Below are 12796 nucleotides of genomic sequence, written 5' to 3'. Positions count from 1 at the left end.
GAGCTCGTCCTCGTCCGCGACACCGCCTGCTGATCACCCACCAGCCGAACCGCCAGGCCAGCACGCCCGCATCTCAATTTCCCCCGAGGTCGTAAAGTCCGCCCTGGAACACGCCGTCCGCGAAGAGGAGATCCCGCGCAGCGTCGCACGCAACGTCCGCACCGGCACCCCACGGCCCCGACGCTTCGAACCCCTCACCACCGACGAAGCCCGCCAGTTCCTCGCGGCCACGCGCGGACACCGACTGCACGCACTGTTCGAACTCGCCCTCCACGCCGGACTCTGCAAGGGCGAACTCCTCGGCCTGCGCTGGGAAGACCTCGACCTCGACGCGGGCACCGCCGCCATCCGCCGAACCTTGCAGCGCACCACCGCAGGCGGGCTCACCACGCTGCCCACCAAGACTCGCGCCTCCGAACGCCGCATCGCCCTCTCCACCCGCTGCGTTCACTCACTGAAGCGCCACCACGAACAGCAGCAGCGCGAGCGTGAGGCAGCAGGCACCGCGTGGCACAGCGGGCACGTCTTCACCACTGCACAGGGCAGGCCGATCGACCCGACCAACCTCACCCGCACCTTCACCACGCTCCTCCGCAAGGCCGGCCTCCGCGGCATCCGCTTCCACGACCTCAGGCACTCCACCGCCACCCTGCTACTGGAACAAGGAGTCGAACTCGTTGTGATCAAGGAACTCCTCGGCCACGCCCACATCGGCGTCACCGCCACCGTCTACGCCCATGTCCGACTCCGCCTCCAGCGCGACGCCATCGACGCTCTCAGCAACGTACTCAACCGCCCGACGAACGCCGACACGGTCAGCTCCGGCGGCGACGAGCCACCTTCCACCGCCCTCGTCCGCTGACGTTGCCGTCAACTACTGCCGTCACGACGCACAAAAGCCTCACAAACGCACTCCTCAGACGGCTATAAGTTTGCAGTCGCGTCTCCTCTTTACCCCTCGACATCGCTGAGAACACAGAAGCCCCAGTCGGCAGTAACCGCCGACTGGGGCTTACTTCTGCGAGTTAGTTGTAACCGGGAAGCCAGTCCAACTGCTGGAGAGCAGTAAGGTCACCGCGAATCAAGATGGCCATTACCCGGACCATCTCCGCGCGCGAAACCTGCTGGATATGACGAGGCTGGACGTCGCTGTCATCGAGATTTTCAAGAACCAGGGTTCCGTCCTGGAACGCTGAAACAATCCAGGAGGAGTTGTCATCCGTGACCGACACGTCTGGGTGCTCATCATCGATGGGCCCATCGAGCTCAGCGACGAGCGACGACAGACCGGCCTCGGCGCCGTCCTCCATACCCCCGTCTCGATGCGTGAATGTAACCGACATCGTCGAGTCACCTCCTATTACGTGGGGCACCGTTCGGAACTGCCCACTCCGAGTAGCCGCCGGAGCCACCAGGATGCAACAGATGCTGCCAGAGCGACCCAGGGTCATGCTGGGAACGCGGTACGAGGCGCATCACACCCTGTCGCCCGCCGGCGTTGGAGGCCGGCTCATGTTGCCAAGTCCACCCAGCCGGGGTCCGCCTACCCCCCTGCGAGGATACAGCTCTACCGAGCCCTGGAATCATTTGCTCCATCGACTGAGCGAAGCCAGCGTCCGACTGAAGCGCCGCGTCAAGCGCCTCATTTGCCCGCCTGAAATGCGTACCTCGCGATCGACCGAAATCAGCTGCATCAAGAGTCATCTCGAAAGCAACTGAATAGGCCTGGGGGCCACCTCCGCAAGCACACGCGTCGCCAGCAGAGTTTACTCCGGAGTTGCAGTTGTGAACCAGGACCGGCGCAGTCCCCGCCAGCACATAGTACGTGTGGCACTCGCCCCTGCTCTACCTGCGTTTCGCAGGTAGAGCAGGGTTTCGACGGTCCGTCGGGGTCCGTGGTTGTGCGTTGGCGTCCGTGGTTGTTGCCGTCACTACTGCCGTCAGAGGTCTAGACCTCTGACTACTTGAGGTGCTCGTTGAGGTCGTCCACGGTCCAGTCGGCCTGCCGCAGGATGGAGCGCAGGGTGCCCGGCGCGAGAGAGCGGTGCAGGGGCACGATGACGGTGCGGTCGTCCTTGCGGTACTTGGCGTGGCTGCCGCGTGTGGAGACGTGGCCAAACCCCGCGCGCTCCAGGGCCTTGGCGATCTCGGTGCCGGACAGGCCGGTGGGGACAGCGGGGCTCATGCGACGCGGACCTCGACGGGCGCGGTGATCACGTCGGTGACTTCGGGGGCGGGGGCGTCCTCGAAGTACAGCTCCAGCGCCTCGCGGAGGTTGGACAGTGCCTCCTCGATGGTCTCCCCCTGGCTGGCGACCTCGGCCTGAAGACAGCGGGCCACGTACCACTCGCCCTCGTGGGTGACCGCGGCGGTCAAATGCAGTGCGTGCGTCATGGGCAAAGTCTGGCACGCCGGGCGAAGCCGACTGCGGTATTCCGGCCTCTTGGTACGGCCCGCTCCGTGTGCGGATGCAGCCGAGGCCGATGCCCCGGCACGCTGCGGGCCTGAGCGGGAGGGGGTCCCTCGTCGGTCGGGCAGCTTCGCCGGGCCAGGGTTCCCCGGGGGCCGCGAAGGCTCACCCCGGGACGCTCGCGCCCCGGCCTTGGCGGCCCCCGGGGGTTCCTGGTACGCCTCCGGTGACCGGGCGGCGAGGGACCCCTCCCGCGACCCATGACCCACACCACGACGATGCCGCACCCGCACGCGGCCCCCTGTCCCTCGGAGGGAGGGCCGGGGTCTGGGGCAGCGCCCCAGGTGGTTCGCTGTGCTGTCTGTTGCGCGCCCGGACCGGCGGGGCCGTCGCCAGCGGGGCGGAGACAGGAGCGGGCGGCGGCCCCGCAGGGCCGGAGCGCGCGCGGGCCGCGCCAGCGGACCGCCTTGATCAAGTAAAGAAACTCTGAACAGCTCCAACGCGCTGTCGTGGCTGGCTCGCTCTGGGCTGCTTCGGCTGTCGGGAACCGCTCGTGGTCGCGGGAGTCTATTCGCGGCGGAGCTTGTCTTTGAGCCTCTCCAGCCTGGCATCGTCCTCTGGCGTGCGTTCGCCGCGCAGTCGCTTCCGACGGTTCTGGTCTGCGACCATGAGGTTGAGCCTGGCCTTGATCGCTTCGACGTTGGCCAGTGCTGCTTCCAGCTCCGTCCGTGTCTGCTGGATCTCGGCATCCGTCTCTTCGTCCGTCTTGCCGCTCCGGGCGACGGCTTCGCGGTCTTCCTGCTCGCGGGCTCGCTCCAGCGCGAGCATGTGCTGAGACTTGAGGGCGAAACTGTGTGCAGGATGCAGCTTGCGCACGAACACGCCGCGTCCCTGGACCGAGTAGATGAGACCTTCGTCCTTGAGCAGGCGCAGAGCGTTCTGCGCCGTGGCGCTCGCGATGCCGAACGTCTGCTGGAGCTCGCGGGCGGTGGGAAGCCTCTCGCCCGGTTCCAGTTCCCCGCAGTTGATCTGCCTGCGCAGTTCATCGGCCGCCTGGACGTACGGCGGGCGGGAGTCCTCGGCGCTGAAGGCCGGTGTCTGCTCCGGTTCGGACGGGGTGATGGCGGGCGGGGCCTGGATCGGAGCGTTCATCCAGTCCCGGACGTAACTGCCCCGGCCCATCACCGAGTAGACAAGACCTTCGTCTTTCAGGACGCGCAGCGCGTTTTGCACGGTCGAGCTGGCGATGCCGAACCTGCTCTGGAGCGCGCGGGCCGACGGCAGCTTCTCGCCCGGAGCGAATTCGCCATCGATGATCGCGTGCCGGAGGACTTCGGCGGCCTGGACGAATGGCGGCCTCGGGTCCTCTTCCAGCGGCAGGGTCATGCCCCCCAGGTTAGCCCGCACATCCGGTCACATGGCACACCCGCGCACCTCCCAGCCTCGGTCTATCAACCGTGCGGTTCTCGTAGGTGGCCATGCGTTCCTTTGTTTCATGCGTTGCGTCCGTGCGTGTGTATCAGTACGCTCGTCTGCGGGTCGATCAAGCGGCTCCATCGAACGAGGATGTGATGGCGTGGCCATGACCCGTATCCGTGTTGCCCTGCTGCCGTCGGCGGTGTGCATCGCGGGCACCGATCCGGTGCTGAAGATCAAGGACCAGCAGACCGGAGAGGTCGCCACCGACCGGGAGACCGGTGCGTCGCTCTACACGGTGACGGTGATGCTGATGGAGGACGGCCGGGCCGAGGTCCTGAAGATCACCGTCCCGGAGACGGGCCTGGCCGCCGGCCTCAAGCCGGGCGCGATGGTGCGGCCCGTGGAACTGTTCGCTACCCCGTGGGCTCGGATCTTCAACGGTCAGCTCTCCGACGGCGTCGCCTACCGCGCCTCCCGCCTGGAGCTCACGACCGCGGAGGCGGCCAAGTGATCCGCTTCGAAGGCCCCGCTCCGGAGCGGGAGACCTATCCGCTCCGGCCCCTGCCGGGAACCGACAACGTTCTGACGTGCTCCGTGTCCGGGACCGTGCTCGACGTGCTGGGCCTGAGCCCGGCCGACGCGGCGACCCTCGACCTTCGCGACGTGTTCCGCCTGCTCAGCGAAGCGGGGGCGTGACATGGGAACCGTGATCGCCCACGCGCCGGACGTACTGCCCATCGCCATAGCGCTGGTGGCAGGCTGGCTGCTGCTGGGCCTGGTGCGCTACGTGCGCGCCGACCGCGGCACCCGGGCCAGTATCCGGCAGGCCGTGCGGGTGCGCTGCGGCTGGATGCGCCTGGCGCGGATGGCGGGCCTGACCGTCACCGACAAGACCCCCGGCCTGCTGGGGCAGCTGACCGCGCCGAAGGGCACGACGCCCCCGCCGTGCGTGCTGACTCCGAAGATCAAGGTGACGGCCGATCAGTTCGGTGTGGTCGTGCGGGCAAAGTGCCTGCCGAAGGTCGGCTTGGAGGAGTTCCAGCGCGCGGCCCGGTTCCTGGCCGACTCGTGGCGGTGCACGCGGGTGTCCGTGCTGCCGGACGGCCCCGGCCGGGTGGTGATCCGGGGCATTCGTCTCGATCCGCTGGTCACGCAGACCGAGCACCGTCCCACCGGACGCCCGCCGGCCGACCTGTCGCGGTGGGAGCTGGGCGTGGACGAGTACGCCGCCCCCGTGTGCGTATCGCTGGCCAACGTGCCCGGCGTGACCGTGGCCGGTACCCCCGGCGCGGGCAAGACCTCGCTGATCAACCGGCTCATCTGCGACCTCGCGCCGTCGCGCGCGGTGCACTTCGCGGTGGCCGACGGGAAGGTGTCGGCAGCCCATGAGGGTGACTACGCCGACCTGCGGACCCGTCTGTTCGCGTTCGTCGGCGACGACCTGGACGAGGCAAACGCCCTGTTCAAGCGGCTGGTCGCGCTGCGGCGTACCCGGTCCTCGGCGATCCGTGACGTACTCGGTGTGAAGAACATGTGGCACGTCGGCCCCTCGGAGGTCTGGCCGCTGACCGTGCTGATCATCGACGAGGCCCACACGTACTTCCGCGACTACAAGGGCAACGACCCGGAAACGAAACGCCTGGCGGCGCTGACGGCGGACAACGCGCGTCTGGTCGAAGACCTGGTCAAGAAGGGCCGCAGAGTCGGCTTCCTGGTCATCCTGATCAGCCAGAAAGTGACCGGCGACGCGATCCCCACCTTCATCCGCGACGTGTGCCCGGTCGGGCTGTCCTTCGCCCAGAAGACCGCGGAAGCCGCCGTGGCCGCACTCGGGGACGACATCCGCAACTGGCCGGACGCCAGCCCCGTGACCTTGCAGGACCCCGCCTACGTCGGCGTCGCCGTCATGGCGATGCAGGGCCGCCCCGGCTTCACCCGCATCCGCACCCCCTATGTCCCGGACGCCGACGCGGCCCGCATCGCGGAAACGACCGCCCACCTGGCCATCGACCCGGCCCTGTACCTGGAGTCCCTCCCCGGCACGCGCCGCTGGGCCGGCACCGCACCGACGGACCGCACCGTCGTGCCGCTGGCCAAACGGCCGTGATCATCCCGAACCCCACCCCGGAGGAGGCCCCACACATGACCGAGGAACGGTTCACCCGGCGCACCGTGACCGCGGTCATGGCGGTCATCGCGGCCCTGGCCTTCGTCTTCTCCTTCGGCAACGTATGGGCGCTCGCCCTGCGGCTCGGTGTACCCCACCCGATTGCCCCGCTGGTCGCCCCCATGGTGGACCTGTCGGTCGTCGGACTCCTCGTTGCGCTGCGATTCCTCGCCCTGCACAGCGTTCCAGAACCCGAGATGCGGGCCGGTACCCGCCTGCTGCACCTGTGCGGGCTGCTCACCCTCGCGCTGAACACCGCCGAGCCCCTGCTGACCGGACGCTACGGACGTGCCTGCCTGGACACCGTCGCCCCGCTCCTGCTGCTGGGCTGGGGCCGCGTCGGCCCCTCAATCCTGGCCCAGTTCCACACCCTCACCCAGCCGCCCCCGCTCCCGAAGGCTGCCACCGAACCCGTCCGCATCCCCGCCGCTGAGACGGTGACCGATGGGGCCTTCGCCCATACCGTGCCATCCCCAACCCATGCACCGGTCACCGACCCCCCCCGGCCCCTGATCCAGCTCCCGTCACCCCGACCATCGAAGCACTGGAGCCCAACCCCGCCCCGGCCCAGGCCACCGCCCCGGTCGCCATCGCCAAGACAAAGGCGACCGCCTCCCGCCCGGCCCTGCCCGCCGCCCTGCTCAACGCCGCCCGGCGCATCGCGGACACCCACCACGCCGAGCACGGACAGCCCATCACTGCCGCCCAACTGGGAACCCGCATGGGCATCGCCCTCCCGGTGGCCACCGCCGCACTCGCCCAGCTCTGAGCCCGGCCCTCACCGGCCGCACCCCCCTCGCTGAACCCCACGCCCACCCAACGGGCCTGGTTCGTCATGCCCCGAGCAGCGCCACCGCCCCTCTTCGCCTTGCTGGTTGCTGCTCGGGGCCACCCACCCGAACTGAAGGGACACGCCCGGATGGTCACCCTGGACCTGCGCCAGGTGGCAAGCCCCGCCGTGCGGGACCTGCTCCACCTCGTCAACCACCCCGACTTCGACCGCGCACAGCAGCAGATCGAACGCCTCGGCGGTTGCACCGAACCCGTCCGCCTGACCGGCCAGACCACGACCGTCGACACCACAACCGGCGAGGTACTGCGCTCCTACACCTCCTCCGACGAACCCACGGGCAGCCTGCTCACCGCCTGCGGCAACCGCCGCGCCTCCCGCTGCCCGGCCTGCTCCCGCCTCTACGCCGCCGACACCTACCACCTCATCCGCGCCGGCCTGTCCGGCGGCAAGACCGTCCCCGATACGGTCCGCACCCACCCCCGCGTCTTCGTCACCCTCACACCGCCGTCCTTCGGCCCCGTCCACAACCGCCCCACCACGCCCGGCGGCGGCATCCGTCCCTGCCGCTGCCGCAAGCTCCACGAACCCACGGACGCACTGGTCGGGACGCCGCTGACCCCGGCGACGTACGACTACGCGGGCGCGGTCCTGTTCAACGCCCACGCCGGAGCCTTGTGGGCCCGTTTCACCACCTACCTGCGCCGCGAGCTCGCCGCCCGACTTGGCATGACCCAGAAAGCCGCCCACGCGGTCCTGCGGGTCTCCTTCGCCAAGGTCGCCGAGTACCAGCAGCGCGGCCTGGTCCACTTCCACGCCGTCATCCGCCTCGACGGCACCAGCCAGCCCCCGCCGCCCTACGCCACCGCCGCCGTGCTCACCAACGCCGTACGTGCCGCCGCCGCACGGGTTCGTGTCACGGTCGAGTCGGACGCGGTCGGGGAACGCGAACTCAGCTGGGGTGAACAACTCGACGTACGCGAGATCGCCGCCTTCGGCACCGACGCCGAATTCACCGACCAGGCCGTGGCCGCCTACGTGGCGAAGTATGCCACCAAGTCCGCCGACGCCTCCGGCACCCTCGACCGCTCTCTCTTCTGCCGCCCCTGCCAGGGACGCGGCGCCACCCTCCTGCCCCACGGCACCCCGCTCCCGTGCACCGCCTGCGACGGCACCGGACAGGCCCGCCCACTGCCACGGCTCGCAGTCGCACGCCATGTGCGGCAGATGATCCGCACCTGCTGGGAGCTGGGCAGGCTGCCGGAGTTCGCCGAACTGAAGCTCTGGAAGTGGGCACACATGCTCGGCTTCCGGGGCCACTTCTCCACCAAGTCCCGCGCCTACTCGACCACCCTCGGCGCGCTGCGCGCCGCCCGCCGCGCCTGGCGCACCGAACAGGCCCGCTCCCACGCCGGCCTGCCCGAGCCCGACCCGGACACCACCCTCGTCGTCGGCCACTGGACCTACCTCGGCTCGGGCTACAGCCCCGGCGCCGCGCTCCTGGCTGCCGCCGTCTGGCATCGCAGGGAGCTGGAACGCCGGTTCATCGCCGAAGGGGGCTGCTGATGACCTTGCCCCCGCCCGCTGTCCTCCACCCGGAGACAGAGCCAGCGCTGGACCTGCTGACGGTGCCCCAGGTCATGGCCCGCCTCCAGCTCGGCCGTTCCGCCGTCTACGACCTGCTCCGCACCCGCCAGCTCGCGTCGATCACCCTCGGCCGCGCCCGCCGCATCCCTGCCCACGCCCTCGCCGACTTCATCCTCGCCCGCCTCGAACAGGAAGCCGCCGCCTGATGACCACGTCCCGAGACACCCCCGCCTCCCGCCGTGTGCGCGCCAACGGCGACGGCACCGTCTACCAGCGCAAGGACGGCCGCTGGGAAGCCGCCGGATACGTCCTCGCCCCCGGCAACACCCAAAAGCGCGTCCGCGTCTACGGCACCACCCGCAAGGAAGCCCTGGCCAAGCTCACCGAGAAGATCGCCACCAGCAACCGCGGCCTCCCCGTCCCCTCCGCGCAGGGCAGCCTGGCCGCGTACCTGACCTACTGGCTGGAGTACGTCGCCGTCCACCACCTCCGAGAGAACACCCACACCCGCTACACCACCTGCGTCGACCGCTACCTCATCCCCGGCCTCGGCAAGAAGAAGCTCACCAAGCTCACCGCCAAGGACATCCGCACCTGGCTCAACCAGCTCCGCACCACCTGCCAGTGCTGCACCCGCCGCATCGACGCCCGCCGCGACCAGCCCCGCTGCTGCGCCGCCGGCCAGTGCTGCCGCAAGCTGCTCTCCCCGCTGACGCTCACCTACATACACTCCGTGCTCAAGTCCGCCCTGGAACACGCCGTCCGCGAGGAGGAGATCCCGCGCAACGTTGCCCGCAACGTCCGCACCGGCACCCCACGGCCCCGGCGCTTCGAACCCCTCACCGCCGACGAAGCCCGCCGACTCCTCACCACAGCCCAGGGCCACCGGCTGCACGCGCTGTTCGAACTCGCCCTTCACACCGGACTCCGAAAGGGCGAACTCCTCGGCCTGCGCTGGGAAGACCTCGACCTCATCGCGGGCACCGCCACAATCCGCCGCACCCTTCAGCGCACCGCCGCAGGCGGGCTCACCACGCTGCCCACCAAGACCCGGGCCTCCGAACGCCGCATCGCCCTGCCTACACGCTGCGTCCAGTCCCTGAAGCTCCATCAGGAGCAGCAGCACGAGCAGGAAACTGCGGGCTCCTCTTGGCTGCACCACGGGCACGTGTTCACCACCGCGCAAGGCCGACCAATCGACCCGACCAACCTCACCCGCACCTTCATCACGCTCCTCCGCAAGGCCGGCCTCCGCCGCATCCGCTTCCACGACCTCAGACATTCGACCGCCACCCTGCTCCTGGAACAGGGAGTCGAACTCGTCGTGATCAAGGAACTCCTCGGCCACGCCCACATCGGCGTCACCGCCACCGTCTACGCCCACGTCCGACTCCGCCTCCAGCGCGACGCCATCGACACCCTCAGTGCCGCCCTCAACGGTCCTTCCGGCCACGAACCTCCCCGCGACGACGGCATCGACCCGCCGCTGTGCGGAGCCATCGTCCGCTGACGTTGCCGTCAACTACTGCCGTCAGAGACCTCACGTGCCCCATCAGCTGCGGCTGATGGGGCACTCGGCGTTGCGTTCGCAGCGCCACGCGGTAGACGTTGCACAGACCACCACGGCCGGTGGGTGCAGTCCCCTCAGGAAGACAGCTCCAAGCCGCTCACATGAGAGAATGATTGCGTGATTGATCCTAAGAGAATTGATTTGCCTGACTTCCTAGTCACCTGGCACGGCGCTCCCAGCAGAAGCGCGACACCACTTCCCGACTCCTGTGATTGGCTTCCCGATCCGCTAAAGGAATGGCATACGCTGACTTCACGGTGGGAGAAGCGACTCACGTTCACAACGACAATGATCCCGCCTGAAAGAATCCGAATCGCCGAGGATGGCAAGGCCATCTTCATGGTGGACGCTACGGGTGACTGGCGCTGGTGCATCGACCCCGATGACCCGGACGGTGTTTTCGATGCAGAGCGATATGAGCCCTGGGGCAGGAACCCGGAGCAGCTTACTGAATTTCTCGTACACAATACCGTAAGAGAAGTCGTCTACGGCGCCGCCGCCAGAGTCAGGGCACTTGCTGTTCCTGAAGAGACACTGACAGAAATCCTCGCCCCCATGGAAGAAGTTGCGTTCGGCGCTTGGGAATGGCCGGCGCCTGGTTACCGGATTTTCATGGGGGGCGCCGCGCTCGCGGAGACCGTCAAGGCCGATTCCGGCCCAGGCTGGGATGTAGAAGTGGTCGCATCGGAATTCGGCCGACTCTCCTACCTCGAAGGAATTGCTGGAGTGCGCTGGCGAAAGTAGGCGGCATAGCAGAATTTTGCACAAAAATGAGGCAGGGCCCGCAAAATGCGGGCCCTGCCTCATTTTTCTTAATTGTCAGTTTGCGTTACCGACGTAGGGCCTTGATCGGAATATAGTCCCGTCCAACTGTCTGAACACAACCGTCAGGGAAGCGCCTGACGGCAACATGTCCTCCAGAGTTCCAGCACAGGCTCCGCAAACTTCTCGCACAGCATCCGGGTCCCGGAAGTGGATATAAAGAGTTGCATTCCGCATCCCGGGATTCTGGCGCATGAGCGCCGCAGTCTGGGCTTCCAGGTGATGCTTGAACCCTGACCTGGTTCCAGGTGCGGGATTTCCATCAACGCTTGGGTGGATATTCCTACCTCCTGAGGAAAGCGGATCAGAAAACCACCCGCCCTCATCCGAACGCAGAGCACCTGTGGCACCCCCGGGGCGATCAAAGTGGTCGCCCGCCCGCTCTGCGGCAGCAAGCCCAGCCTCGTTGCAGTTGTGAACAAGTACCGGCGTCTTACCTGCCAGCACATAGTACGTGTGCTGGCAGCCCCTCCTCTAGCTGCTTTTATGCAGGTGGGGAGGGGTTTCGGGGTCCGCCGGAGTCCGTCGTTGTGCGCCGGAATCCGTGGTTGTTGCCGTCGCTACTGCCGTCAGGAGTTGGGGTTCTCGGGCGGGGCGGGGATGCGGTCGCCGCGTGATTCGGCGACCCGGAGTGCGTCGGCCAGGGCTTCGGTCAGCCGGCAGGCGAGCCACCGGTATTCGAAGGCCGAGAGCATCTTGGCTCCGGGGGCGACGACTTTGCGGGCGTACTCCAGGAGTTCCTCGCCCATGTCGAGTTGTACTTCTTCGATGCTGTCGGCGAGTGAGGAGAGGTAGCCCCTGCCGTCGGTGCTGAGGTAGCAGGGGTTTCCGTCCTGAGTGGTCCATGGCAGTAAGCGGGGACCGGTCACGCCTGCCGCTGCGTCATGGAGGTCTCTGCGGCGCATGCGGTCCGCGTCGGTCCTGGATGTGCTCACCGTGCACCCCCACCTGGGTAGCCGAATGGAATACGGCGACCGTAGGGGGCTACTGTCCGTCACTCCATCGGTGAGGCATGCCAGTTGGCGACGGAGCGTGCCAGAAGTATTGCGTTGCGTGGTAGCTATCCGACGACGCCCAGGTAGGAGGCCATCTCGCGCATCTCCGTTGTGAGGGTGCGCTTGCGTTTGCCCAGGATCTCCTGCATGGTCTCGGCGGCCATGTTCTGGTGCCGCAGCCACTCGGGGGCCGCCTCTCGGGCGCGGGTCAGCTCGTCCATGGCGGCCGACAGGTCCCCGGTCCGTGTGTGGGCGCGCGCCACGTCGAGGGTGAATCGGTTCCCGTCGTTCGTGCTGGGCCTGCCCAAGCGCTTCCACGCCTTGGGCGACAACTCCTCTTGCTCGCCTGCCTTGCGCACCACGGCGCGCGCGTCTCCTACGACCATTGAGTCTTCGAGGGCCTTCATCGCGGCGGTGACCGGCCCGAAAACGGACCAGTGCCGGGAGACGTTGCGGTGCGACGTACCAACGGCGGCTGCCGCCACGCGGGCTGCCTTCCGGTATTCCTTGGCCGCATCCGGACGGTTGTTGCGGGTGGCTGCGGCTGCGGCCTCCATCGCCAATCCACCCCACACCGCGTAGTGATCCGGCTCGGCCCCGGTGATCTTCGGTTCCACCGCGTCCATGCTCTGGGTGGCAATCTGTTCCGCCTCGTCCAGCCGGCCCTGCCGCACCAGCAGCCAGCACATACCGCCGACGCCCGAGCCTGCCGCAAGCATGTCCCCGGCCTGCCGGGCATCCGTGATCGCACCGGCCAGGGCGGTGTAGGCGATGTCGTACTGCCGGACCTGGGTGAGGTAAGTGCCGGCCAGCCGCAGGGCCTCGGCGCGGGCCAGTAGGGCCTGCCGGTGCTCGTCTCCACTGTCGTAGTAGGCAACGGCCTTCGCGGCATCGCGCAGCAGTTCTGGAAGTTGGGACGCGACGCTCTTGTAGCTGTCGGAGAAGGGTGCGGCTCCTTTCGGGGGAAGGTCGTTGATCAGGCGCCGAGTTGGTAGTTGTGCTGGTCGGGGTAGGTGCGCTGATGTTCGCGGGTGTG

Annotated in this window: 16 protein-coding genes; 9 read left to right on the top strand and 7 right to left on the bottom strand. The window is 68.0% G+C overall.

Annotation, left to right across the window (positions count from 1 at the left end; translation table 11 throughout):
* On the top strand, nt 1-862 hold an 862-nt coding region (locus ACFU5K_RS29265; RefSeq protein WP_384066932.1), incomplete at its 5' end, for a tyrosine-type recombinase/integrase.
* A 163-nt stretch (nt 863-1025) separates the two neighbouring features.
* Here ACFU5K_RS29265 and ACFU5K_RS29260 read toward each other — a convergent pair.
* The 4 genes from ACFU5K_RS29260 to ACFU5K_RS29245 form a co-directional block, all read right to left on the bottom strand.
* Nucleotides 1026-1310 (bottom strand): hypothetical protein, encoded by a 285-nt coding sequence (locus ACFU5K_RS29260; protein ID WP_384066930.1) that lies wholly within the window; start codon nt 1308-1310, stop codon nt 1026-1028.
* Between the two features lie 650 nt (nt 1311-1960).
* Nucleotides 1961-2185, bottom strand: a complete 225-nt coding sequence (locus ACFU5K_RS29255) for a type II toxin-antitoxin system HicA family toxin (RefSeq protein WP_384066928.1) — start codon at nt 2183-2185, stop codon at nt 1961-1963.
* Nucleotides 2182-2394 carry a type II toxin-antitoxin system HicB family antitoxin gene (locus ACFU5K_RS29250; RefSeq protein WP_384066926.1) on the bottom strand — a complete coding sequence of 71 codons (213 nt, stop codon included), beginning with the start codon at nt 2392-2394 and terminating at the stop codon, nt 2182-2184. The genes ACFU5K_RS29255 and ACFU5K_RS29250 overlap by 4 nt, the downstream gene beginning before the upstream one ends.
* A 583-nt stretch (nt 2395-2977) precedes the next feature.
* On the bottom strand, nt 2978-3796 hold the full coding sequence (locus ACFU5K_RS29245; protein ID WP_384066923.1) for a GntR family transcriptional regulator: 819 nt from the start codon (nt 3794-3796) through the stop codon (nt 2978-2980).
* 190 nt (nt 3797-3986) lie between these two features.
* On the opposite strand from ACFU5K_RS29245, the gene ACFU5K_RS29240 reads away from it, so the two are divergent.
* The 8 genes from ACFU5K_RS29240 (at nt 3987) to ACFU5K_RS29205 (ending at nt 10687) form a co-directional block, all read left to right on the top strand.
* Nucleotides 3987-4340, top strand: a complete 354-nt coding sequence (locus ACFU5K_RS29240) for a hypothetical protein (protein WP_384066922.1) — start codon at nt 3987-3989, stop codon at nt 4338-4340.
* Nucleotides 4337-4525, top strand: a complete 189-nt coding sequence (locus ACFU5K_RS29235) for a hypothetical protein (protein WP_384066920.1) — start codon at nt 4337-4339, stop codon at nt 4523-4525. Before ACFU5K_RS29240 ends, ACFU5K_RS29235 begins: the two co-directional genes overlap by 4 nt.
* A 1-nt stretch (nt 4526) precedes the next feature.
* The gene (locus tag ACFU5K_RS29230) at nt 4527-5936 is read left to right on the top strand and encodes an FtsK/SpoIIIE domain-containing protein (protein ID WP_384066918.1); all 1410 of its coding nucleotides are present in this window, start codon (nt 4527-4529) and stop codon (nt 5934-5936) included.
* Between the two features lie 35 nt (nt 5937-5971).
* Entirely contained in the window at nt 5972-6799 is an 828-nt protein-coding gene (locus ACFU5K_RS29225) for a DUF2637 domain-containing protein (protein WP_384066916.1), read from the top strand.
* A 116-nt stretch (nt 6800-6915) separates the two neighbouring features.
* A complete protein-coding gene (locus ACFU5K_RS29220; protein WP_384066915.1) occupies nt 6916-8352 on the top strand; it encodes a replication initiator in 1437 nt (478 codons plus the stop codon).
* On the top strand, nt 8352-8579 hold the full coding sequence (locus ACFU5K_RS29215; protein ID WP_189954344.1) for a helix-turn-helix domain-containing protein: 228 nt from the start codon (nt 8352-8354) through the stop codon (nt 8577-8579). Before ACFU5K_RS29220 ends, ACFU5K_RS29215 begins: the two co-directional genes overlap by 1 nt.
* Nucleotides 8579-9883 carry a tyrosine-type recombinase/integrase gene (locus ACFU5K_RS29210; RefSeq protein WP_384066913.1) on the top strand — a complete coding sequence of 435 codons (1305 nt, stop codon included), beginning with the start codon at nt 8579-8581 and terminating at the stop codon, nt 9881-9883. Before ACFU5K_RS29215 ends, ACFU5K_RS29210 begins: the two co-directional genes overlap by 1 nt.
* A gap of 177 nt (nt 9884-10060) precedes the next feature.
* Nucleotides 10061-10687 (top strand): hypothetical protein, encoded by a 627-nt coding sequence (locus ACFU5K_RS29205; RefSeq protein ID WP_384066911.1) that lies wholly within the window; start codon nt 10061-10063, stop codon nt 10685-10687.
* 75 nt (nt 10688-10762) lie between these two features.
* Here ACFU5K_RS29205 and ACFU5K_RS29200 read toward each other — a convergent pair whose 3' ends face one another.
* The 3 genes from ACFU5K_RS29200 to ACFU5K_RS29190 form a co-directional block, all read right to left on the bottom strand.
* Nucleotides 10763-11212, bottom strand: a complete 450-nt coding sequence (locus tag ACFU5K_RS29200; RefSeq protein WP_384066909.1) for a DddA-like double-stranded DNA deaminase toxin — start codon at nt 11210-11212, stop codon at nt 10763-10765.
* A 122-nt stretch (nt 11213-11334) separates the two neighbouring features.
* The gene (locus ACFU5K_RS29195; protein ID WP_384066934.1) at nt 11335-11670 is read right to left on the bottom strand and encodes a hypothetical protein; all 336 of its coding nucleotides are present in this window, start codon (nt 11668-11670) and stop codon (nt 11335-11337) included.
* A gap of 155 nt (nt 11671-11825) precedes the next feature.
* The coding region (locus ACFU5K_RS29190; protein ID WP_384066907.1) for a transcriptional regulator at nt 11826-12796 on the bottom strand (971 nt) is incomplete at its 5' end.

Source organism: Streptomyces sp. NPDC057428 (assembly GCF_042803195.1).
In the GTDB taxonomy this organism is placed as follows: Bacteria; Actinomycetota; Actinomycetes; order Streptomycetales; family Streptomycetaceae; genus Streptomyces.
Note: the sequence above shows the minus strand (reverse complement) of the source record. Positions and strands in the feature narration are given on the sequence as shown.